The sequence below is a fragment of the Sphingomonas longa genome, assembly GCF_016892685.1.
Lineage (GTDB): Bacteria > Pseudomonadota > Alphaproteobacteria > Sphingomonadales > Sphingomonadaceae > Sphingomonas > Sphingomonas longa.
On sequence record NZ_JAFEMC010000001.1, the window covers coordinates 57,285 to 80,029 of the forward strand.

At 67.7% G+C, this 22,745-nt stretch carries 24 protein-coding genes; 10 read left to right on the forward strand and 14 right to left on the reverse strand.

All coding sequences use genetic code 11. The annotated features are described in order from the left end of the window. The first annotated feature begins 4 nt into the window (after window positions 1-4). Both ILT43_RS00265 and ILT43_RS00270 read left to right on the forward strand, forming a co-directional pair. The gene (locus ILT43_RS00265) at window positions 5-1,543 is read left to right on the forward strand and encodes a hypothetical protein (protein ID WP_204193084.1); all 1,539 of its coding nucleotides are present in this window, start codon (window positions 5-7) and stop codon (window positions 1,541-1,543) included. Between the two features lie 4 nt (window positions 1,544-1,547). Then, on the forward strand, window positions 1,548-2,006 hold the full coding sequence (locus ILT43_RS00270; protein ID WP_204193086.1) for a hypothetical protein: 459 nt from the start codon (window positions 1,548-1,550) through the stop codon (window positions 2,004-2,006). Window positions 2,007-2,034: 28 nt separating this feature from the next. Here ILT43_RS00270 and ILT43_RS00275 read toward each other — a convergent pair whose 3' ends face one another. Both ILT43_RS00275 and ILT43_RS00280 read right to left on the reverse strand, forming a co-directional pair. Further along, on the reverse strand, window positions 2,035-3,117 hold the full coding sequence (locus ILT43_RS00275; RefSeq protein ID WP_204193089.1) for an acyl-CoA dehydrogenase family protein: 1,083 nt from the start codon (window positions 3,115-3,117) through the stop codon (window positions 2,035-2,037). Next, a complete protein-coding gene (locus tag ILT43_RS00280) occupies window positions 3,117-4,313 on the reverse strand; it encodes an acyl-CoA dehydrogenase family protein (protein ID WP_211534364.1) in 1,197 nt (398 codons plus the stop codon). The genes ILT43_RS00275 and ILT43_RS00280 overlap by 1 nt, the downstream gene beginning before the upstream one ends. Before the next feature lie 138 nt (window positions 4,314-4,451). Here ILT43_RS00280 and ILT43_RS00285 point away from each other — a divergent pair, with 138 nt between their 5' ends. Further along, on the forward strand, window positions 4,452-4,970 hold the full coding sequence (locus tag ILT43_RS00285) for a hypothetical protein (RefSeq protein WP_204193094.1): 519 nt from the start codon (window positions 4,452-4,454) through the stop codon (window positions 4,968-4,970). Here the strand turns inward: ILT43_RS00285 and ILT43_RS00290 are convergent. From ILT43_RS00290 to ILT43_RS00335, 10 genes are all read right to left on the reverse strand, one after another. Beyond that, entirely contained in the window at window positions 4,945-5,685 is a 741-nt protein-coding gene (locus tag ILT43_RS00290; protein ID WP_204193097.1) for an inositol monophosphatase family protein, read from the reverse strand. The two genes, ILT43_RS00285 and ILT43_RS00290, sit on opposite strands and share 26 nt — an antisense overlap. Beyond that, entirely contained in the window at window positions 5,682-7,595 is a 1,914-nt protein-coding gene (cysN, locus tag ILT43_RS00295; protein ID WP_211534331.1) for a sulfate adenylyltransferase subunit CysN, read from the reverse strand. The genes ILT43_RS00290 and cysN overlap by 4 nt, the downstream gene beginning before the upstream one ends. A 46-nt stretch (window positions 7,596-7,641) precedes the next feature. Next, window positions 7,642-8,541: a sulfate adenylyltransferase subunit CysD gene (gene cysD, locus ILT43_RS00300; RefSeq protein ID WP_204193100.1), complete on the reverse strand. Its 900-nt coding sequence runs from the start codon at window positions 8,539-8,541 to the stop codon at window positions 7,642-7,644. Window positions 8,542-8,590: 49 nt separating this feature from the next. Then, a complete protein-coding gene (locus tag ILT43_RS00305; protein WP_204193103.1) occupies window positions 8,591-8,818 on the reverse strand; it encodes a hypothetical protein in 228 nt (75 codons plus the stop codon). A gap of 373 nt (window positions 8,819-9,191) precedes the next feature. Then, the gene (locus ILT43_RS00310; protein ID WP_204193106.1) at window positions 9,192-10,430 is read right to left on the reverse strand and encodes an N-succinylarginine dihydrolase; all 1,239 of its coding nucleotides are present in this window, start codon (window positions 10,428-10,430) and stop codon (window positions 9,192-9,194) included. After that, the gene (locus ILT43_RS00315; protein WP_204193109.1) at window positions 10,430-11,446 is read right to left on the reverse strand and encodes an arginine N-succinyltransferase; all 1,017 of its coding nucleotides are present in this window, start codon (window positions 11,444-11,446) and stop codon (window positions 10,430-10,432) included. The genes ILT43_RS00310 and ILT43_RS00315 overlap by 1 nt, the downstream gene beginning before the upstream one ends. Continuing rightward, on the reverse strand, window positions 11,443-12,648 hold the full coding sequence (locus tag ILT43_RS00320) for a hydrolase (protein WP_204193112.1): 1,206 nt from the start codon (window positions 12,646-12,648) through the stop codon (window positions 11,443-11,445). Before ILT43_RS00320 ends, ILT43_RS00315 begins: the two co-directional genes overlap by 4 nt. Window positions 12,649-12,667: 19 nt before the next feature. After that, window positions 12,668-13,585, reverse strand: coding sequence for a DUF481 domain-containing protein (locus ILT43_RS00325; protein WP_204193114.1), 918 nt, complete (start codon window positions 13,583-13,585; stop codon window positions 12,668-12,670). Between the two features lie 71 nt (window positions 13,586-13,656). Further along, window positions 13,657-14,130, reverse strand: a complete 474-nt coding sequence (locus tag ILT43_RS00330) for an RNA pyrophosphohydrolase (protein WP_211534333.1) — start codon at window positions 14,128-14,130, stop codon at window positions 13,657-13,659. After that, window positions 14,127-15,113 (reverse strand): alpha/beta hydrolase, encoded by a 987-nt coding sequence (locus ILT43_RS00335; protein WP_204193116.1) that lies wholly within the window; start codon window positions 15,111-15,113, stop codon window positions 14,127-14,129. The genes ILT43_RS00330 and ILT43_RS00335 overlap by 4 nt, the downstream gene beginning before the upstream one ends. Before the next feature lie 44 nt (window positions 15,114-15,157). Between ILT43_RS00335 and ILT43_RS00340 the strand changes: the two genes are divergently transcribed. From ILT43_RS00340 to ILT43_RS00350, 3 genes are all read left to right on the forward strand, one after another. Next, on the forward strand, window positions 15,158-16,072 hold the full coding sequence (locus ILT43_RS00340) for an arginase family protein (protein WP_204193119.1): 915 nt from the start codon (window positions 15,158-15,160) through the stop codon (window positions 16,070-16,072). Window positions 16,073-16,224: 152 nt separating this feature from the next. Further along, entirely contained in the window at window positions 16,225-17,574 is a 1,350-nt protein-coding gene (locus ILT43_RS00345) for a cryptochrome/photolyase family protein (RefSeq protein ID WP_204193121.1), read from the forward strand. Between the two features lie 40 nt (window positions 17,575-17,614). Next, complete coding sequence (locus ILT43_RS00350; RefSeq protein ID WP_204193124.1) at window positions 17,615-18,823, forward strand: SAM-dependent methyltransferase; 1,209 nt, start codon at window positions 17,615-17,617, stop codon at window positions 18,821-18,823. Between the two features lie 3 nt (window positions 18,824-18,826). Here ILT43_RS00350 and ILT43_RS00355 read toward each other — a convergent pair whose 3' ends face one another. Together ILT43_RS00355 and purF are read right to left on the reverse strand one after the other, a co-directional pair. Next, window positions 18,827-19,537, reverse strand: a complete 711-nt coding sequence (locus ILT43_RS00355) for an SDR family NAD(P)-dependent oxidoreductase (protein WP_204193126.1) — start codon at window positions 19,535-19,537, stop codon at window positions 18,827-18,829. An 11-nt stretch (window positions 19,538-19,548) separates the two neighbouring features. Continuing rightward, a complete protein-coding gene (gene purF / locus ILT43_RS00360) occupies window positions 19,549-21,003 on the reverse strand; it encodes an amidophosphoribosyltransferase (protein WP_204196055.1) in 1,455 nt (484 codons plus the stop codon). A 120-nt stretch (window positions 21,004-21,123) separates the two neighbouring features. Between purF and ILT43_RS00365 the strand changes: the two genes are divergently transcribed. Genes ILT43_RS00365 through ILT43_RS00380 form a run of 4 tightly spaced genes read left to right on the forward strand, consistent with a single transcriptional unit; the run spans window position 21,124 to window position 22,740 of the window. After that, window positions 21,124-21,375, forward strand: coding sequence for a DUF7218 family protein (locus ILT43_RS00365; protein ID WP_204193129.1), 252 nt, complete (start codon window positions 21,124-21,126; stop codon window positions 21,373-21,375). 50 nt (window positions 21,376-21,425) lie between these two features. Then, window positions 21,426-21,782, forward strand: a complete 357-nt coding sequence (gene hisI / locus ILT43_RS00370) for a phosphoribosyl-AMP cyclohydrolase (protein ID WP_204193132.1) — start codon at window positions 21,426-21,428, stop codon at window positions 21,780-21,782. A 2-nt stretch (window positions 21,783-21,784) separates the two neighbouring features. Continuing rightward, window positions 21,785-22,276 carry a hypothetical protein gene (locus ILT43_RS00375; protein WP_204193135.1) on the forward strand — a complete coding sequence of 164 codons (492 nt, stop codon included), beginning with the start codon at window positions 21,785-21,787 and terminating at the stop codon, window positions 22,274-22,276. Window positions 22,277-22,308: 32 nt separating this feature from the next. Further along, window positions 22,309-22,740 (forward strand): MerR family transcriptional regulator, encoded by a 432-nt coding sequence (locus ILT43_RS00380; protein WP_204193137.1) that lies wholly within the window; start codon window positions 22,309-22,311, stop codon window positions 22,738-22,740. Window positions 22,741-22,745 lie beyond the last annotated feature (5 nt).

Here is a 22,745-nt window from a genome sequence, read left to right on the forward strand (position 1 = left end):
AGTGATGGTCGATCCAATCACGGGCACACAGGTCCGCCCCTCGACGGCTCCGGCAACCGCCGCAAGCTCGAAGACCGATACGGTCGCCCAGATCAAGGCGCATCTCGACGGTACCGGCTTCCTCGGCGTCCAGACCGACGGTGACATCGCCGCGATCAAGGACCTTCTCACCGCACTTTCGCCCGCCGATGCGAAGCGCGTCGTCGCCGACCTTCAGCGGTCGGGAACGCTGGACACGGTCGCGGCTGCCTTGACGGACGATACGATGCTGGTCGGCTCCGGCCTGTCCGCATCGGATCGTCAGGGGTTCTTCGCCAGCATGGCCAAGTCGCTCGACGGCCCCGGCCTCGCTTCGCTCAGCCGTGCCTTCGGCAAGGTCGACCAGGGTGACGGTGCGACCGGTGGCAAGCCGGACGGTACGGACGGTGCGACCTATGCCCGCGAACTCGGCCACGCGGTGGCGTCGCACGCGACGGTCGCGGCAAAGGTCGATTTCGTCGGTGCCCTGGCGAAGGACACGACCGCGACCGGTCACGACTCGCAATTCGCGGCCACCAGTTTCGGCGGCACGATCCACATCGGCAACGCGCAGGCGCGGGCTTCGGGAGAGGTGCTCGCGTCGCTGCGTGGCGGCGCCGCCGAACGCGGCTTCGCGTCCCTGACGGGCGAGCAGCAGAAGGCGGTGTTCACCGCCGCGATCGGCGCGCGCCTGTCCGCCGGCAACGGTCAGGGTCCGGCCGGCAACCCGGACTATGACATCACCCTGTTCCGCGACCTCTCAAAGGCCGCGGCGACGATGGGCGATCCGCACAACAAGGCGCAGGTGTTCGCGGCCGGTGCCGACGTGCTGCGCGGCGAGCGGATCGACAACCAGCTCGGCGCGACCCTGCTCGGGGTGCGTGCGGACCCGGCGAACAAGGCGTGCGCCGGCATGGCGAACAGTCTGGCGACGATCATCGACAGCGATCCCAGCCGCATCATCAACGATTTGGCGAGCTTCAAGACGCCGGCGGCGGGGTCCGGGGACATCTCGACGTGGCAGGGCAGCGCCGTCGCGGCCTATACGAAGCAGATGGTGCTCAACGGTGACGCCGGACAGGCGCGCCTTGGTCAGCAGGTCGCGCTGGTCGCGGCGGGCTCGAACGGGGCGACGAATGCGACCGCCGCTTTCAACGCGGAGGTGGATGGCCATTACCAGACGGCGACCGGCCTCGGTTACCTGACCGGCGCCGTCTCGGCCTCGGTCAAATCGATCGACAGCGACGCCGCCAAGCAGCGCGAACTCGCCACCAATATCTTCCAGGCGGGGCTGAGCCTCGTCGACAAGGCCGACGTGACCGGACCGGCGGCGTCGCTGGCGAAGGATTGGCTCGGTTCGGCGATCAGCTCGCTGTCGGGCACCGGCGGTACGGGCGACATCGTCGCGCGGTTGACGGACGCGGCGGTTCCGACCGACACGCGTGGCTATGTATCCGCCGAGTCCAATCCGCTCTCCGCTTTCCGCAGCGCCGTCACCACTGTGTCCACGGATGCGACGCCGTAATCGGATGATCCTCGTCCGGTCGGCGATATCGATAGGGGCGCTGGCGCTGGCGGCATGCCAGCCGCCGGCCCCGATCGACGGTCCCCCCGATCCGGCCGGTGCGCGCGACGACGCCTATCTTCCGTTCACGGAGCCGTTACGATCCGAACTGGTCGGCGCGACCGTCGCGGTCCTGCGGACGCTGAAGCCGGATCACCGTTGCGTCGACAGCCGTATTCTCAGGGTTCCGGTCGCGGAGGCACCTGCCGTGGTCGCCCATTATCGTCGGGCGTTGCCGAACTGGAAGCCGCTGGCGCTGACATCGCCGTCGCGTACGCAGGTCGCCGGCCTGACGAACGGGCAGGCGGTGTTCGCGATCGTGCAACCGGCGGGCTCGCAGGACGGCTATGCCGGTCTGGGCATCGTCACCGATACCGCCTGGGATGCGGACTCGAAACAGCGGGTCGCGGAATGCCTGCGGTAGCGGCCGGCGGACACCGACCGCTCCCGGATCAGGCCGCCCGGCCCAGCGCGATGTAGCGCTGCAAATGCTCGTCCTGATCGCCCAACTGGTGATCGATCATCGTCAACCGCTTGGCATAGTGGGACAGCGGCAATTCCCACGTCATGCCGATGCCGCCGTGAAGCTGGATCGCTTCCTCCGCCACCAGTTGTCCCGTCGCGCCGACCGTGTATTTCGCCGCCGCCAAAGCCCGCTCGACACCCGGCTTTCCGAACGCATCCGCCGCGTTGATGACGGCGGACCGCGCCTGCTCCACCTCCAGCAGCACCGTCGCGATGCGATGTTGCAGCGCCTGGAACTTGCCGATCGGCACGCCGAACTGCTTGCGCGTCTGGAGGTATTCGATTGTCGCGGTCTTCGCGACGTCCATCGCGCCCAGCGCTTCCGCCGAGAGCGCCAGCAGCCCCGCCGCCTCCGCCGCCGCGATCGCCGCTTCGGCATCGCCGCCGACCGGAGCCGCCACGCGCACGCCGTTCAGCCGAACCTCGCCCGCGCGTCCGCCGTCGACGGTGTTGTAGCCGTGGATCGCCAGCCCCTCCGCGCCCTTCGACACGAGGAACAGCGCCATGCCCGCGTCGGTCTGCGCCGACACCAGCAACACGTCCGCCGCCTCCGCCTGCGCTACGACCGCCTTCGCACCCGTCAACGACCAACCGTCGCCATCTCTCACCGCCCTGGTCGCCAGCGCCTCGCCCGGCGCACGATCCTGCGGCTCGGCATGCGCGAACGCCGCGATCGTCGTACCCGCGACGATCCCCTCCGGCACCGCGTCGGCTATAGCCAGTGCGCGGCCGACCATCAGCGTGCCGAGGAACGGCTCCACCGCCAGCGCCCTGCCGAGTTCCTCGAACACGACCATGATGTCGAAGCCGCTGCCGCCGAACCCGCCGACATCCTCCCCGAACAGCGCGCCTGCGATGCCCAGTTCGCCGAGCCCCGCCCAGACCTCGGGCGAATACCCCGTCTCGCCGTACGCGACTCTGTTGCGTGCATCGACCGGCGCCGCGTCCGCCAGATAGCGGCGCAGCGTGTCGGCCAGCATCTGCCGGTCCTCGCTATGCTGAAAATCCATCAGAGCCCCACGATCATCTTGGAAATGATGTTCTTCTGCACTTCGTTCGATCCCCCGAAGATCGACAGCTTGCGCATGTTGAAATAGGTCGGCGCGGCGGCCCCGGCATCCTCAGGTCCGACCGGCTCGCCGTTGTAACCATCCTCCAGCGCCTCCGGGATGAACGGAATCGCATAGGCACCGTAGGCGCGGCGGGAGAGGGCGGTAATGGCCTGACGAATCTCCGTCCCCTTGATCTTCAACATCGAGCTTTCCGCGCCCGGCGCACCGCCGCCCGCCGCCGCCGCGACGACGCGCATGTTGGTCGTCGCCATATTGGCGAGGTCGATCTCTATCCGCGCCATCCGCGCCGCGAACAGCGGGTCGTCGGTCAGCGGCTTGCCGCCCCGCGTGATCTTGCCCGCGACGCTTCGCAATCGGTCGAACGCCGCCGCCGACGATCCGACCCCCGCAATGTTGGTCCGCTCATAGGTCAGCAGGTACTTGGCATAGGTCCAGCCCTTGTTCTCCTGCCCGACGAGGTTCTCCACCGGCACGCGCACGTCGGTGAAGAACACCTCGTTCACCTCGGCGTCGCCGTCCAGCAGCACGATCGGGCGCACTTCGATACCCTGCGACTTCATGTCGATCAGCAGGAACGAGATGCCCTCCTGTGCCTTCGCCGTAGGATCGGTGCGGACGAGGCAGAAGATCCAGTCTGCGAACTGGCCCAGCGTCGTCCACGTCTTCTGGCCGTTGACGACGTAATGATCGCCGTCCCGCACCGCGCTCGTCTTCAGGCTGGCGAGGTCCGATCCCGCGCCCGGCTCCGAATACCCCTGACACCACCAGTCGGTGCCATCCAGAATGCGCGGCAGGTAATGCTGCTTCTGCTCCTCGCTGCCGTATTTGATGAGCACGGGGGCGAGCATGCTCAGCCCGAACGGCACGATCCGCGGCGCGTTCGCCCGCGCCATCTCGTCCTCGAAGATCGAACGTTGCACCACGGTCCAGCCCGGCCCGCCATATTGCTCGGGCCAATGGCTCGCCAGCCAGCCGCGCGCATTCAGGATCGCGTGCCATTCGACCATGTCGTCCCTGGTCAGCGACAGCCCGTGCGCAACCTTGTTCGACAGCCGCGCGGGCAGCTTCTCCTTCAGGAAGCTGCGTACCTCATCGCGGAAAGCCTCTTCCTCGGGCGTGAAGCTGAGGTCCATCATCCGTCTCCATATCTTCTACGGCTGGCATATCACGCCCGGGTCCGGACGCAAACGCTTCCATACCGAATGTTCGAGAATTGCGATCGTTGCGTGCGATCGGCCGACCTGTCACGATGTTCATCAAAGGGGTGTCGAATGAGTGAGTGGCAGGCGGCCGTGGCAGCAATGCGCCGCGGCGATACGGTGGGTGCTGCGGGGTGTGCGATCGTCCTGGGCGCGCGGGGGCGCGTCGGCTCCGCCTTCGCGCGCCGGCTCCATGACGACGGCTTTCTGGTGCTGACCGATCCCGCCGCGGTCGCGCGGGCTGCGGCACCGACGTACCTGTTCGACTGCGCCTATGCCGACGGGGACCCTGCCGGCCATGTCGAGCGCGTCGTCCGCCACTTGGCAGACTGGCGCGACTATGCGGGCATCTTCGTGCCCTCGTCCGCGTGGATCGACACCGATAGTGATTATGCTCGCGCCAAGCGTGCGGTCGAGGCGCTGGTCGCCTTCTACGTCGCGCTCGGCGCACCGATCGTCACCGATCGCATCGGCTACTTCCCCGGCGACGGCGCGCAGCCTGATGCCAACGAGCCGATGATCGACCGGCTGGTCGACGGCGACACGCTCTATGCGCGCGTGATGGCTAGGCTGTACCAGCCCGCGCGATGACGTTTAGCACCCGCTTCGCCAATTCCGGCCGGCAGATCAGCAGGTCGGGCAGCAACGGGTCCGCGCAATTGTAGACCAAGGGACTGCCGTCGATCCGCGACGCGTGCAGTCCCGCCGCCAGCGCGACCGCAGCCGGCGCGCAATTGTCCCATTCATACTGGCCGCCGGCGTGGAGGTAGATGTCGGCGCGCCCGTCCACGACCGCCATTGCCTTCGCCCCGGCCGATCCCATGCCCAGCATCTCGGCATCCAGCGCAGTCGCCACCCGTAGGGCGATGTCCGGGCACCGCGTCCGGCTGACGACGACGCGCGGCCGGGCGGGCAGGGGAGGCAATACGGCGCGCGCATGATCGGTGCACCAGACGCGGCCCCATTGCGGCACCGCTACCGCGCCGAACGCCGGCCGACCGTCGATCGCCAGCCCGATATGGACCGCCCAGTCGTCCAGCCCATCGGCATAGTCGCGCGTCCCGTCGAGCGGATCGACGATCCACACCCGTCGCGCTCCGCACCGCGCCCGATCGTCCAGGCTTTCCTCCGACAGGATGAAGTCGTCCGGCCGTGTCTCTGCCAGCCGCCGCAGGATCAGCGCGTTCGCCTCGCGGTCGCCGCGATCGCCCAGCGCCCGGCCCGTCTCCGCACCCTCGGCCCGGATCGCGCGCAGCAGGTCGCCCGCCTCGGCCGCGATGGCGACCGCGAGTTCGGTATCGGTCACAGTTCATGGCTCCACACGCCGACGACATACTCCACGATCCGCTCGGCCGCAGCTTCGGGAGTTTCGCGCGTCGTGTCGATCTTGATCTCCGGCCGCTCCGGCGCTTCATAGGGGCTGGAGATGCCGGTGAAGTCCCGAATCTCGCCCGCCCGCGCCTTGGCGTACAGACCCTTGGGGTCGCGTTCCTCCGCCGTCGCCAGCGGCGTATCGACGAAGATCTCGACGAACTCGCCCTCCGGCAGGCGCGACCGCACCATCGCCCGTTCCGCGCGGAACGGCGAGATGAACGCGGTCAGCACGATCAGCCCGGCATCCGCCATCAACCGCGCGACTTCGCCGATCCGCCGGATATTCTCGATCCGCCCCGCATCCGAGAAGTCGAGATCGCGGTTCAGCCCGTGCCGGATATTGTCGCCGTCCAGCAGGAAGCTGTGCTTGCCCAGCGCGTGCAGCTTCTTCTCGACCAGATTGGCGATCGTCGACTTGCCCGATCCCGACAGGCCGGTGAACCACAGAACGCGCGGCGACTGCCCCTTCTGCTGCGCATGCGCCTCCCGCGTCACATCCACCGACTGCCAGTGCACGTCGGTGGCCCGCGCCAGCGCATGCTGCACCATCCCCGCCGCGACCGTCGCGTTGCTCGCGCGATCGATCAGGATGAAGCCGCCCAGATCGGCACCCTCCTCATACGGTTCGAACACGATCGGCCGGTCGGTATAGACCTCCGCGACGCCGATATCGTTCAGCGCCAGCGTCGTCGCCGCCACCTCCGCCTGCGTGTTCACGTCGACGGTATGGCGCGGCGGCTGCACCGTAGCATTGACCATCTGCGTACCCAGCTTCAGCCAGTATCCGCGACCGGGAACGAGCGGCTGGTCCGCCATCCACACGATCGTCGCGAGCATCTGGTCCGCCACCTGCGGCGGTCCTTCCGCCGCGGCGATCACGTCGCCGCGCGAACAATCCACCTCGTCCGCCAGCACCAACGTCACCGACTCGCCCGCCGTCGCATGCCCGCGCTCGCCGTCGGCGGTCAGCACGCGCGCGACCGACGTGTTGCGCCCGGACGGTACCACGCGCACCCGGTCGCCGACCGCCACGCCGCCGCTCGCGATCATCCCCGAAAAGCCGCGGAAGTCGAGATCGGGCCGGTTCACCCACTGCACCGGCAGCCGGAACGGCCGCGCCGCCGCGCGATCGGTGTCGACCGGGATCGCCTCCAGATGCGCCAACAGCGTCGGGCCTTCGTACCAGTCCATCGCCGGCGAGGGCGTTGCGACATTTTCCCCCGTCAGTCCGGACAGCGGGATCGCCGCAAATCGTTCGATCTCGATGCCCTTGGCGAACTCGGCGTAATCGGCGACGATCGCCTCGAACCGTGCGCGGTCATGGCCGATCAGGTCCATCTTGTTGACCGCCAGCACGATCTCGCGAATGCCGACCAGATGCGCCAGCCAGCTATGCCGCCGCGTCTGCGTCAGCACGCCCTTGCGCGCGTCGATCAGGATCACCGCGCAATCGGCGGTCGATGCGCCCGTAACCATGTTGCGCGTATATTGCTCGTGCCCCGGCGTGTCCGCGACGATGAACTTGCGTTTCTCGGTCGCGAAGAACCGGTACGCGACGTCGATCGTAATGCCCTGCTCGCGCTCGGCCGCCAGCCCGTCGACCAGCAGGGCGAAGTCGATATTCGCCCCCTGCGTCCCCATCCGCGCCGAGTCCGCCTCCAGCGCCGCGAGCTGATCCTCGAAGATCGTCTTCGAATCGTACAGCAGGCGGCCGATCAGCGTCGACTTGCCGTCGTCCACCGATCCGCAGGTGATGAATCGTAGCATCGTCTTGGCGGCGTGCCCGGCGAGATAGGCGTCGATATCCTCGCCGATCAGCGCCTCGGGTGTGTAGGCGCTCACTCTGCTCCCTCCCTCTCGGGGACGAACGCTTGCATCGGCGCACCCATCAGAAATACCCCTCGCGCTTCTTCTTCTCCATGCTGGCCGCCTGATCGTGATCGATCGCACGTCCCTGCCGCTCGGAGGTCGTCGTCAGCAGCATTTCCTGGATCACCGCCGACAGCGTATCCGCCCGGCTCTCCACCGCGCCGGTCAACGGGTAGCAGCCGAGCGTGCGAAACCGGATCGATCGCTCCACCGGCAGCTCCCCCGGCTTGAGCCGGAAGCGATCGTCATCGACCATCAGCAACATGCCGTCGCGTTCGACGGTCGGACGAGGGGCAGCAAAGTATAGCGGCACGATCTCGATCCCCTCGGCCAGGATGTATTGCCAGATGTCGAGTTCGGTCCAGTTCGACAGAGGGAACACGCGCAGGCTTTCGCCCCGGTTCAGGCGCGCATTGTACAGCCGCCACAATTCGGGGCGCTGCGCCTTCGGGTCCCAGCCGTGACTGGCCGACCGGAACGAAAAGATGCGCTCCTTCGCGCGGCTCTTCTCCTCGTCGCGCCGCGCGCCGCCGAACGCCGCGTCGTAACCGCCCGCGGTCAGCGCCTGCTTCAGCCCCTCCGTCTTCCACAGGTCGGTGTGCCGCCCGCCATGATCGAACGGATTGATCCCCGCCGCCACGGCGTCCGGGTTCTTGTGGACGATCAGCTCCATGCCGGCGTCCGCCGCCGCCTTGTCGCGCAGGTCGTACATCGCCCTGAACTTCCACGTCGTATCGACATGCAGCAGGGGAAAGGGGGGGCGGCCCGGCGCGAACGCCTTCTTCGCCAGATGCAGCATCACCGCGGAATCCTTGCCGACGGAATACAGCATCACCGGCCGCTCCGCCTCGGCGACGACCTCGCGCAGGATGTGGATGCTTTCGGCTTCGAGCCGTTGAAGGTGGGTGAGCGTACTCATCGACGCTTCAGATAGTCACGTCGCCGCGCCGTGCGACCAACTTATCCTGTCAGTCGCAATAGTCCGCCCGTTCGCGCTCCAGCGAGTCGAGGATGCGCGCGCCCGCCATGAACACCGCGACGGGGCACAGCGCGAACAGCATCACGCCGCCCCACCCAGGATACTGGTTCATGTAATGCACGCCACGCTCCGCCGCGCCGTTGGCGAGGCCGTAGATCACGAGGAACGCCTCGAACTTGGTCTTGATGACGAACAGCCGGGCGAAGCGGGACCACATGCCCGAAACATAGCAAGGTTGGGGCCAATGGCGGAAGAGCGTCGGTTTGCCGCGGGCGAAGATGGTTACCCGTAAGTTAATCCGACACATTCAGCGGGATCGAGATCGTCCCGGCATCGACGATCATCGGAGCGTGACGATATCGCATCGAGCCGACGGACCCGGTCGCCCTGAGCCTGTCCCGATCCGTTTGCCCTGAGCTTGTCGAAGGGCGCAGTTGTCGTCCTTGCGTCGGCGGGCCCGGCACGAACGGGTTCAAGCCGATGTCCGCACCCTTGAAACGCTATAGCATGCGGTACCGTGGACGCGGGGCGAGCCCGGCTCGAATGACCGCTGAGCGATCCATCAACGGGTGATCGTCGCGACCAGACCGTCACACCAGTTCGGCCAGACCCAACGCCTCCAGCAACGCCGCCCGCGCCGCTTCGACCGCCGCCATCAGCGCAGGATCATGCAAACCGTCCGCCGCGATCTCCTCCGGCCAATGCGCCTCGATCACCGCCGCGATCCGGTCCAGTCGGGCATGGTCCACCAGAAACCGCGGATCGACCAGCGCCGGATCGGCCACTACGCGCAGCCGCAGACACGCCGGCCCGCCACCGTTCGCCATCGACTCGCGAACGTCGACCACCTCGACGCGGCGGATCGGGCCGTTACCGGCGACATGCTCCATCAGCCACGACCATACGGGCGGCGTTTCCCGCGCCTCGCCGGGCACGATCAGCGACATGCTTCCATCGGGCAGCGTCACCAGCTGCGCGTTGAAAAGATAGCTGGAAATCGCATCCGCCAGCGATACCCGGGCCGTCGGCACCTCCACGATCTCCACCGCCGGCAGCGCCGCACGCAAATCTGCGTAGAAGCCGTCACGATCCGCGAACGCCTGTTCATGCGCGAACAGCACCCGCTCGTTCGCCACCGCGACGACATCGTTGTGGAACGCGCCCGCCGCGATCGCCGCTTCCGACTGTTCGACGAACAGCGCGTGACGGACACCGTGCCGCCGCGCGACAGCCGCGCTCGCATCGCGGTGCTGGCGTGCAGGAAAGGGCCCGCCGCTGCGCCCGTAGACGAAGACCTCGACGCCCGCCTCGCCATGCCGCTCGCACAGCCGCATGTGATTGGCCGCGCCCTCGTCCCCGAACGGGGCCGGCACCGGGCCATGCACCACGAACGACGGATCGGCGAACGCGACGCGCAACTGCGCCAGCGTCGCCGGCCATTCGTGGCTGCGATGCGGCATCGTCACCAGATTGGCGACGGTGAGGTGACACTGTCCGTCCGTGCAGTCGGTGGCGGGCGACACCGTCGCCGCATTCGCCGCCCACATCGCCGACGCCGACATCGCCTGCGCCAGAAGATGCGGTTCGGCTGCTTCTACATCGCTCGCCAGCGCCGCCAGCCAGCCACGATCGGGCCGCGGGTGCGGCAGCAATATACCCTGCACCACTCCAAGATCGAGGTTCGCGCGCATCTTGGCGATGCCCTGCAACGCCGCCGCGCGCGGCCGCGACACCAGCCCGGCGTTCCGCGTCGCCGCCAGATTGCCCGGACTCAGGCCGGCATAATTGTGGCTCGGGCCGACGATCCCGTCGAAATTGATCTCCCGCATCACAGCCGCCCGACATGCGTGACGTGGTCGTCCTCACCGACGCCCAGCGCACTTGCCGCTTCGACAGACAGCACAATCCCGTCCGCCGCCTCGCGTACCAGCCCGAACGTGCAGCGGAAATCCGCCATGTGCCCGCACGCGACCAGCGCCTCCGCGCCGCCGTCGCGATCGACCGCGATGATCCGGCTCGCCCGTGCCTCCCGGATCGACCGGACGGCATCGGTCCGCGCCGTCATCGTCGGTCCCCCATCGAAGATGTCGCAGTAATTCTCGTACGCGAAGCCTTCGTTCTCCAGCATCCGCATCGCCGCCCGACCGCTGGGGTGGGGCAGGCCGATTACCGATCGCGCATGATCCGACAGCATCGCGGTGTAGATCGGGTGCTTCGGCATCAGGTCGGCGATGAACTGGTGGCCGTTCGTCGCATTGAACTGGTCGGCATCCTGAAAATTCATCCCGAAGAACCGCCCCGCCAGCCCGTCCCAGAACGGCGATCCGCCCGCCTCGTCGATCACCCCGCGCAACTCCGCCAAAATGCGATCCGCGAACCGCTTCCGGTGCATCGCGATGAACAGATAGCGCGCCCGGGCCAGCAACAGCCCCAGGCCACCCGCGCGCTCGCCCGGATGCAGGAACAGGCCGCCGACCTCCGACGCCCCCTCCAGATCGGTGGTCAGCGTCAGCATCTCGGCGCGGAACGTCCGCCCCAGTTCCTTGCTTGCCTGCGTCAGCGTTCCCAGCCGATAGCTGTAGAAGGGGTGACGCTGCCCGACCCGCGTGAAGATCTGGCACGTGCCCCGGACCTCGCCCGTCGCGACATCCTCCAGCACCAGCACGAACAACTCGTCCTCGATCGCCTCGTCCTGCCGCGCGAACGCCTCGTGACTGCGGTCCAGCTTCGCCTTCAGCGCGCGGCGGTCGGGCGGCAGGTTCGTGAAGCCGCCCCCGGTCAGCTTCGCCATCTCGTACAGGTGCTGAAGATCGTCGTCGGTCGCGGCGCGGATGCGGTGGCTCATGTCGGCAGCCTAGCCGCGATCCGCAGCATCGTCACGGCGGTCAGCGCGGCCCGTTCGATCAGGCTGTCGACCAGCAGGAACTCGTCGCTGGAATGGATCGCACCGCCGCGCACGCCCATCGTGTCGACCACCGGCACGCCCGCCGCGGCAATGTTGTTGCCGTCGCACACCCCGCCGGTGTCCCGCCAGCCGACCGCGATGCCCAGCGATCCTGCCGCATCCTCGATCACCGCCTGCAACGCTTCCGCCCCCGCATCCACCGGCTTGGGCGGGCGATTGAAGCCGCCATGCACCGCCACTGAGACGCCACGTCGGCCCGCGACTTCCGCCGTCACCCGGTCCACCACCGCCTGCGCCCGCGCGATCGCACCGGCATCGCGCGGGCGGAAGTTCACGCGCAGCACGGCCAGTTCGGGCACGACGTTGTTCGGCCCGCCGCCCTCGATCCGCGCCGGATTGACCCACAGCCCGTCGCCGCGCGCATCCGCCAGCCGAACCGCGATCTCCGACGCCGCGACGATCGCGTTGCGGCCCTCTTCGGGATTGCGCCCGGCATGCGCGCTCCGGCCACGCACCACGATCGAGAAATTGCCCGTACCGCCGCGTGCGCCGACCAGCGTGCCGTCCGCCAGCGCCGGCTCATATCCCAACGCGGCGACCTTGCCCGCCGCCACCTTCGCGATCAGCGCGGCCGACGACAGCGATCCGGTCTCCTCGTCCGAATTGATGAGCACGTCATACCCCAGCGCGCAGCCACCCTCCGCCTCGATCGCGGTCAGCGCCGCCAGCATTGCCGCCAGCCCGCCCTTCATGTCGGCCACGCCCGGCCCTACCAGCACCCCCGGCTCGCGCCAGTGCAGCGTCTGGAACGCGTGGTCCGCGCCGTACACGGTGTCCATATGCCCCATCAGCAGCACGCGCCGCCCGGCGTCCGGGCGTACCCGCACCAGCAGATGCCGCCCATGCGCCAGCGGCGACACGATCCCGTCCGCCGCCACGCTCTCGACCGGCGCCGGCTCGATCAGCGACACGTCGCCCGGCAGCACCGCGAACGCATCCGCCAGCACGGTGGCCATCCGCGCCAGCCCGTCGAGATTGCGCGTGCCACTATTGATGGCCGCCCAATGCTCGACCTGCGCCAGCATCGCCGCCGCATCCAGCCGGGCCACGACGGCCTGCTCGTTCGAAGTCATCCCCACCATCGGCGGGGATGTACCGACGTCAGAAGGAATAGACCAGCGACGCCCGGCTGATCGTGTCGGTGGTCTTGCGCCCGGCGGGCGGCATGCTCTCGTACTGGACGTTGTACGACAGCTGCGCCGACAGCGGCCCGATCAGCTTCGCCTGCACCGCGCTGTTGGTGTTCACCGTCGAATTGAACCGCTGCACATAGGCCGATGCGGTCTGGGTAAAGCCCAGCCCCGGCAGGATGCGGATCCGGAAATCGATCGTACCGCGCCCGGCGACGCTCGACTGCACCGTCCCGTCGGTGAAGGCGGTGTGCCGGTACGCCGGCCCCAGCTCCACATCGAGCTGCATGTTCGCTTGCTTGATCGCGCTGTACCCGGCACCGCCCGACACCGACACACGGTCGTAATAGCCGAGGAACTTGTCGCTTTCATACTGCGCCGCCCCGTACGCATAGGCGCGGTCGCCGAACTTGTAGTTCGGTTCGTAGCTGGCGAGGTAGTGCTCGCGCGTCGTGATGCCCAGGCTTTCCTGATAATCCGCCTGCGCGCGGAACTTGTGCCGCCATTGCAGCCCCTCGCGCGTCAGGTCGACGACCGCGCTGCCGCCCGCCGTCTCCGAATTGCCCGTCGAAACGAAGCCGCCGAGCTCGGCCTTGCCCGTCCACAACGTCAGGAAGCTCGCCTGCCGGATCACCCGTTCGCGTGCCGCCGCGCGGTCCGCACGCCACTTGTTCGCGATCGCCAGCACCGCGTCGCCGCTCAGCGGATCGGCCGAGCGCGCGTACTTCACGATCGTCGACACCTCGCCCTCGTTGCCCGAATCCAGCGCGGCATCCAGCATCGCCCGGATATTCTCCGGGATCATCGCCCCCGCCGCCGTCTGCTGCGGGGCGGGAGCCGGCGCCGACACATCGACCGCGGCGCTCATCAGAAGGGCGAGGGTAAGCACGCTTGTCCTACTATAACATTGTCGCCGGCTCGCAACCGTCTCTGGGCGATCCGCTTTTCGACCTTCTAGGGCTATGCGCCCAGATGCCCCGCGAACGCGGCCAGCACATCCTCGTACAGCTGCCGCTTGAACGGCACGATGACTCGCGGCAACTCCGCCGGCTTGATCCAGCGCCACGCGCGGAACTCCGGATGCGGCGTACGGATGTCGACGTCGCTGTCCTCGCCCAGAAAACGGAACAGGAACCAGCGTTGCACCTGCCCGCGCCACTTGCCCTTCCAAACCTTGCCGATCAGCTCCGGCGGCAGGTCGTAGGTGAACTCGCCCGGCGCCTCCGCGACCAGTTCGACCTTGTCGGGCGCAACGCCGGTTTCCTCCCATAGCTCCCGCGTCGCCGCAGTCAGGGCATCCTCGCCGGGATCGATCCCGCCCTGCGGCATCTGCCACGCCTCCAGCGTCGAATCGAGCCGCTGCCCGACGAACACCAGCCCCTCGCGATTGACCAGCATCACGCCCGCGCAAGGGCGATAGGGCAGGTCGCTCACGATCCCGCCGCCTGCCGCATGACGCGGTCGCCTTCCATCTCGACGATCATCGCCTTCACCGCCAGCAGGAAGCCCGCGACATCGGCCTGCGACGAGGGGATCGCCTTGCGGACGTTCAGGAAGCCGTGGATGTTGCCCACCGCTTCCCGGTACACCACCGGCACCCCCGCCTGCGCCAGTGCCGCGACATAGGCACGCCCTTGATCGCGGATCGGGTCGAGGCTTGCGGTGATGACGACGGCCGGCGGCATGCCCGCCATGTCCTGATGCAGCGGTGACGACCGCGCATGATGCAGGTCCGCCGCGTAGGCATCCTGAAACCACAGCAGCGTCTCGCGATCGAGCAGATAGCCCTTCGAGAACGCCCGCACCGACGCATAGTCGCCGCCCGTCATGTCCGCCGCCGGATAGAGCGGCGCCTGCACGATCACCGGCACCCTGGCCGGCCGGTCGCGCAGGCTCATCGCGGTGACGATCGTCAGATTGCCGCCCGCACTGTCCCCGCACAGCACCAGCGCCGTGACGCTCCGGCCCAACTCGTCGGGGCTGTCCGCCACCCACCGTGCCGCCGCCTCCGCATCGTCCGGTGCGGCCGGCCATTTCGCTTCCGGTGCCAGCCGGTAGTCGACCGCGATCACCGGGATATCCAGCACGCGCGCAATTTCCGCACAGGCGCTGGCGTGGCTCTCGAGATCGCCGATCACGAAGCCGCCGCCGTGATAGAAGACCATTGCCGGGCCCGGCACGCGCGTCTCCCGCGCGTCGAACAGCCTCGCCTTCATCGGTCCGCCGGGGCCGGGGATCCTCAGGTCGCGCATCACCGCCAGCGCGCCGACCGGCGGCTCCGCCACGCCCGGCATCGCCGAATACACCGAACGCGCGGCGGGCGGTTCCAGCTGATGGGTCCGCGGGCCGGGCAGGTTGTTCAGATACTCCAGGAACTTGCTCACGTCCGGGCGGACATACGGGCTCGGGTCGGTCATTCCTGCTCCTCGCGCTTCTGGCGTGTCGATCCTACCTAGGGGGCGTGATCCATGTCGTCCATCACCCCGCCTATGTCGCGCCCGCACCCGCCCGCTCCACCTATCGCTGGGGCAAGAACGGCCTGATCCGCGACCTGCTGCGCGAAGGCGGCGGAGCACTGACGTGGCACACGCCCGACCCGATGCCGGTCCGCTGGCTGGAGGCGACGCACGACTCCGAATACGTGGCGGAGGTGCTGGAGGCCCGCGTGCCGCCCTCGAAGACGCGCCGCATCGGCTTCCCGATAACGCCGGAGGTCGCCACCCGCGCCGCCGCGGTGCCGGGCGGGACGTGGCTCGCCGCGCACCTCGCGCTGGAACACGGCTTTGCGGCCAATACGGCGGGCGGCAGCCACCACGCGCTGCACGACACGGGTGCCGGATACTGTATCTTCAACGATCTGGCGGTCGCCGCGACGCGTTTGATCGAGGAGCGCACCGTCGCCCGTATCCTGATCGTCGATGTCGACGTCCATCAGGGCGACGGCACCGCCGCGCTCACCGCCGGGCATCCTCAGATCGCGACCTATTCGATCCACGCCGACAAGAACTTCCCGGCACGCAAGGCACGTTCGACGCTCGACGTGCCGCTGGCGGACGGGATCGGCGACGACGACTATTGCGCGACGCTGGAGACGACGTTGTCCCCGCTGCTCGACGGCTTCGCGCCCGACCTGATCCTGTATCAGGCCGGTGTCGATCCGTTCGCCGACGACCGCCTCGGCCGCCTGTCGCTCAGTCTGGCGGGGCTCGAACGCCGCGAACGGCTGGTGGCGCGGCTGGTGTCCGACCGCGGCATCCCGCTCGCGAGCACCGTCGGCGGTGGCTACGGCGACGACGCGCTGGAGATTGCCCACCGCCACGTCGCCGCGATCATGACGCTGGGCGATGCGCTGTCCTACAGGTCCGCTCTCGTGTAAGGACAGCAGGATCAGGGGTTTACGGCCGGACTCCGGGTGGTCGTGAAAAGCCGCATTGGACTAACCTTAGCCTAACTTTCCGAAGCATCGGGGAGGGTCAGGCGGGACAGCGATCGGGAACGCCACCACCCGCCGGAGCGTACGTCCTGCCGATGCAGACTCCCGTAATCCTCTGGCTCCGCCAGGACCTTCGCCTCCACGATCAACCCGCCCTGATCGCCGCCGCCCATGAAGGCCCGGTGATTCCGGTCTATATCCTCGACGACGACACTCCCGGCGAATGGCGGATCGGCGGCGCGCAGCGCTGGTGGCTCCATCACAGCCTGACCGCGCTGGCGGAGGCGCTGGCGGAAAAGGGCAGCCGCCTGATCCTCCGCCGCGGCAAGGCCGTCGAGGTTCTGGACGCGCTAATGCAGGATACCGGTGCCGACACGATCCACGCCATCCGCCACTACGAGCCGTGGTGGCGCAAGGCAGAGGCGGCGCTCGGCGATAAACTTTACCTGCATGACGGCAACCACCTCGCGCGGCCCGAGGATGTCCGCACCGGCTCCGGTGGTCAATTCCGCATCTATTCCTCCTTCTGGAAGGCGCTCCAGAACCACCTCCCGCCGGAACATCCCCATCCGGCTCCGCGCGATATCCCCGCACCGGCGACATGGCCGAAGTCGGAGACGCTCGCCAACTGGGACCTGCTGCCGACCAAGCCCGACTGGTCTCCCGGCTTCGACGAGGATTGGGTGCCCGGCGAGGACGAAGCGCTCCACCGGCTGAAGACATTCGCGAAAAAGGCCGACGCCTACGACACCGCCCGCAACATGCCGTCGGAGGAGGGCAGCTCGCGCCTGTCGCCGCATCTGCATTTCGGCGAAGTCTCCCCGCGCACCGTCTGGCACGCCACGTCCGGTACGACCTATCACAAGGAACTGGCGTGGCGGGACTTCACCGATGGCGTCGTCCTAGCGCTGCCCGGCTACGCCACCGATAACGGCCGCCCCAAATACGATGCGCTGAAATGGCGCACCGGCAAGGACGCGGCATCGGACCTGAAGGCCTGGCAGACCGGCCATACCGGCTACCCGATCGTCGACGCCGGCATGCGCCAGCTTTGGACCAGCGGTTGGATGCACAACCGCGTCCGGATGATCACCGCCAGTTTCCTCATCAAGCATTTGCTGATCGACTGGCGGGAGGGGGAGCGCTGGTTCTGGGACTGTCTGATCGATGCCGATTACGGCAACAATTCCGTCAACTGGCAATGGGTCGCCGGCACCGGCGTCGACTCGAATATGTTCAGCCGCATCATGGCGCCGCTGACGCAGTCCGAAAAGTTCGACGCCGCCGATTACATCCGCCGCTGGGTCCCCGAACTCGCCAAGGTGCCGGACGCCGCGATCCACGATCCCGAAGCCGCCGGCTGCCTGCCCAGAGGCTATCCGCCGAAGATCATCGGCCACCGCGAAGCCCGCGAACGTGCATTGGCAGCGGCGGCGGCGCTGTAGGGCTTCCCTCCGGCGGTCCGCCGGTGCAAAGGCGCGCCGCATGGAAGCAGGGGGCATCCACCTTCATCGTCGCAGCCGGACGGCGCGCCTGATCGCGCGGCCGTTTCACCGGCTGCTCGACCGTATCGATCGCGGACTGGAATGCGGGGCGATCGAGGCGCAGTTGCCGGACGGCACCGCGCGCCTGATCGGTGGTCGCGCCGACGGTCCGGTGGCGATCGTCGCCGTTCACCGCTGGCGCGCGCTCGTCCGCCTCGCGACCGCGGGGTCGGTCGGCTGGTACGAGGGGTGGGAAGCCGGCGACTGGTCGAGCCCCGATCCCGTACCCCTGTTCGATCTGTTCATGCGTAACCGCGTCGCACTGGGTCGGGCCGCGCGTTCGGGCGGTGTGGCACGGCTGGCGGCGCGGGCGTGGCATCACCTCCGCCGCAATCACCGCGCCGGCTCGCGCCGGAACATCGCCGCGCATTACGACCTCGGCAACGATTTCTACCGCGAGTGGCTGGACGACAGCCTGACCTATTCCAGCGCGCTCTTCGGGCAAGGCGATACGCTGGAACAGGCGCAGGCCCGCAAGCTCATGGCCGTGCTCAATCGCACCGGGACGAAGCCGGGCGATACGATCCTGGAGATCGGCTGCGGCTGGGGATCGTTCGCGGCGCTCGCATCAGGGCAGGGACGCAGCGTCCACGCGCTGACCCTGTCGACCGAGCAGAAGGCGATGCTCGACGCCCGCGACCTGCCCGGCGTCACCGTCTCGCTGACCGATTACCGCGACACCGCGGGGCGCTTTGACGCGGTCGCCAGCATCGAAATGGTGGAGGCGGTGGGGCAGGCTTACTGGCCCGCCTATCTCGATACTATCGCCCGCGTTCTGAAGCCGGGCGGGCGTGCCGCGATCCAGTATATCGCCATCGCCGGCGACGTGTTCGACGCTTATGCCAGCAGCGTCGACTTCATCCAGCGCCACGTCTTCCCCGGCGGAATGCTGCTCTCCGAAACCCGATTCCGCGCACTGGCGGAAGCACGCGGCCTGTCATGGCAGGACACGCGTCATTTCGGCTTCGATTACGCGGAGACGCTGCGCCTGTGGCGCGAACGCTTCGACGCTGCGGAGAGGGAAGGGCGCTTGCCCGCCCGCCTCGACGCCCGCTTCCGCCGCCTCTGGCGCTATTACCTGATGTATTGCGAAGGCGGCTTTCGCGGCGGCGGCATCACCGTCGCGCAGGTCACGCTCGTCCGGGAATGACGCTCAGGCGCTGACCCGTTCGCGGTGGCCGTCCGCGAAGCCGTCGACCGCCAGTGCGACGATCGCTTCGGCCACCACCTCCGGCGCCTTGACCGACGCCGGGTCCTCGCCCGGATAGGCACGCGCACGCATCTTCGTGCGGGTCGCGCCCGGATCGACGATCGCGGTGCGGACGCGGCTCATCTCCGCCACCTCGTCACCATACGCGCCCAGCAGCGTCTCGAACGCTGCCTTCGACGCGCCGTAAGCACCCCAGAAAGCACGCGGCGTCTGCGCCACGCTGGAGGTGACGCCGATCACGCGGCCGTGTTCCGCACGGCGCAGCATCGGGTCGAACGCCGCGATCATCGCCGCCTGCGCGCTGACGTTGAGCGTCAGCACCTGTGCGAACTCCTTGGGATCGATCGACGGCACCGACGCGAGGCTGCCGAGCATGGCCGCGTTCAGGACCATCACGTCCAGCGCCTGCCAGCGCTCGCCGACTGCCGTCGCCAGCTTGGCGATCGAATCGGTCTGCGTCAGGTCGAGTGGCGCGATCGTCGCCGACCCGCCGGCGTCGAAGATCGCCTGCTCGACCTCCTCCAGTCCCGCCGCGGTGCGTGCGGTGATGACGACGTGCGCGCCGCGTGCCGCCAACGCCTTTGCGGTCGCGGCACCGATGCCGCGGCTGGCGCCGGTGACGAGCGCCAGCCGGTTCTCGAGTGTCTTGTCCATGTTCGGTCCGGTCAGTTGACGCGTTCGGCCAGCAGCGCGAACTGATCGACCTCGGCGCTTTCGTCCTGGTCGGTCAGGGTGGTGGGATAATCGCCCGTGAAGCAGGCGTCGCAATACCGCGGCCGCGCATCGCGCTGCGCCTCGCCCAGCGCCTTGTACAGGCCGTCGATCGACACGAAGGCCAGGCTGTCGGCGTGGATGAAGTCGGTCATGCCGCCGATGTCCAGCTTGTGCGCCAACAGCTTGGTCCGCTCCGGCGTGTCGACGCCGTAGAAGCAGCTGTGCTTGGTCGGCGGCGACGCGATGCGCAGGTGAACTTCCGCCGCGCCGGCATCGCGCATCATCTGCACGATCTTGAGGGATGTCGTGCCGCGGACGATCGAATCGTCCACCAGGATCACACGCTTGCCCTCGATCAGCGCCCGGTTCGCATTGTGCTTGAGTTTGACCCCGAGGTGGCGAACATTGTCGCCCGGCGAGATGAAGGTCCGACCCACATAATGCGAGCGGATGATGCCCAGTTCGAACGGAATGCCCGACGCCTGCGCATAGCCGATCGCCGCGGGTACGCCCGAGTCGGGCACCGGTATGACGAGGTCCGCTTCGACCGGCGATTCCGCCGCCAGCTGAGCACCGATCTCTTTACGTACCGAATACACGGAGTGATCGTCGACGATGGAATCGGGTCGCGAGAAATAGACCCACTCGAAGATGCAGGGACGCGGGGCCTGTTGCTTGAACGGGTGGATCGAACGCACCTCGGTGCCCTGCACGATCACCAATTCGCCCGGCTCTACGGCACGTTCGAAGGTCGCGCCGCAGACGTCGAGCGCGACCGTCTCGCTTGCGAAGATGATCGCATCGCCCAGCCGGCCCATCACCAGCGGCCGGATACCGAGCGGATCGCGGCAGGCGATCATCCCTTCCGGCGTCATCACCAGCAGCGAATACGCCCCCTCGACCTGCTTCAGCGCATCGATGAACCGGTCGAGCAAGGTGCGGTAGTTGGACGTGGCGACGAGATGGATGATCGTCTCGGTATCGCTGGTCGATTGGAAGATCGATCCACGGCGGACGAGATCGCGACGGAGCTTCATCGCGTTCGAGATGTTGCCGTTGTGCGCGACCGCGAATCCGCCCGACTGAAGCTCCGCATACAAGGGCTGCACGTTACGCAGCGCCGTCTCGCCGGTGGTCGAGTAACGGACATGGCCCGTCGCGACGCTGCCGGGCAGGCTGCGGATCACGGAATCGCTGTCGAAATTGCCGGCGACGTGGCCCATCGCGCGATGCGTATGGAAATGGTGGCCGTCGAAGCTGGTGATCCCCGCCGCCTCCTGGCCGCGGTGCTGCAGCGCGTGCAGCCCGAGCGCCACCAGCGCCGCGGCGCTGTCGCTGCCGGAAACGCCGAAGATGCCGCACTCTTCGCGCAGCTTGTCGTCATCGAATGGGTGGGTGGTCAGCATGATGTCCGCAGGTCCGCCGGCTGTGTGGCCGGGCATATAGGGACGCTAACATGGTTTGTCGCCCCGCCCGTGGAGCGCTTCGTCGAAAGGATCGTTATGGGCGGCCGAAGGAGAGGTGTCATGGCACGCGATCACGGTCCCCAGATCAAGGACGATGGGCTTTACGAGGACCTGCTGAAGCAGGGCAATTCGAAAGAAAAGGCGGCGAGGATCGCCAATGCCAAGGCCGCTGGAACGATCGACCACCGCAGCACGCACCTCGAGGATCGAACCAAGGCGGAACTGATGGACGAGGCGAAGGAGATCGGGATCGAAGGCCGATCCAAGCTGGACAAAGCCGCGCTGGTGAAGGCGATCCGCGACCATCGCTGAGATAGCGACAAAGCTGGCGGGCGATCCCGCATCTACGCTACGCCGCGCCGATGACCGACCGCGACGCCACGCTCCGCCTTGATCCCCGCTATGACGAGCACGGCCTCGTTACCGCCGTCGTCAGCGACCGGGCAGGTGCGCTGCTGATGGTCGCGCACATGAACGCGGATGCGCTGGCGGCGACGCAGGCGAGCGGCGAAGCGACCTTTTGGTCGCGCAGTCGACAGCGCTTGTGGAAGAAGGGCGAAACGTCCGGCAACGTCCTGGCGGTCGTCGAGATGCGGATCGACTGCGATCAGGACGCGCTGTGGTTGATTTGCGACGCGGCGGGCCCAGCCTGCCACACCGGCGCGACGAGTTGCTTCTACCGCCGGGTGGAGGGCGACGCGCTGGTTCCGATCGCATGAGAGTGAGCATTGCGCTGGCGCTGGCGATCGCGGGGTGCAGCGGCGAAGCGCCCGACCGATCACCTGATACGCCCGGATCGAAGCTGGAAGCTGTTGCCCTCGAGCAGGGCCTGATCGTTGATCCCGCAACCGCCACGCTGGGCGGTTCATGGGCGCGCGACTCGGATCGGCTGTGCGTCGTCGGCGAAGAGCGTGGTGATCAACGGATCGGCATCGTCACCGATTACGGCGAAGGACAGGCGTGCAGCGCGACTGGTCTTGTTCGTCGCTTGGGCGAAAGACTCGACGTCGAGCTTCGCGACGGGTGCCGGTTCGATGCGCGGTTCGAAGGCGACCGCATCGTATTTCCCGCCGAGGTCCCCGCGTCCTGTACCAGTTTGTGTACGGGTAGAGCGTCGCTTGCAGCGATCCGCGTCGAGAGGCTCAGCACGTCCGTGTCGGAGGCGCGCACGTTGCGGGATCGCGACGGGGCACCGCTCTGCGGCGATTCTTGACGTTGACGTAAGGGTAAGCTAAATTTGGGGACATGGTGCAGGCTGCTTCCTACGCGCCGATCGCGGCTCATCCCGATCGGCAGACCTTCTCGATCTCCGACTTGTCGGCGGAATTCGGGATCACCGCTCGCGCGCTGCGGTTCTACGAGGACGAGGGGCTGATCGCGCCGGAGCGACGCGGCACCCAGCGGATCTATTCGCAGCGCGATCGTGCGCGACTGGCGTGGATCCTGCGCGGCAAGCGCGTGGGCTTCTCGCTGGGCGAAATTCGCGAGATGATTGACCTCTATGACTTCGGCGACGGACGCCGGTTGCAGCGTCAGGTCACAATCGAACGTTGTCGCGCACGGATCGCGACGCTGGAAGCGCAACGCCGCGATATCGATGCCGCGATCACCGAGTTGACCAACTTCGTGGCGGTCGTCGAACCCGCCAGCGATAACGACAACAAGACCAAGGACTGAGAGAG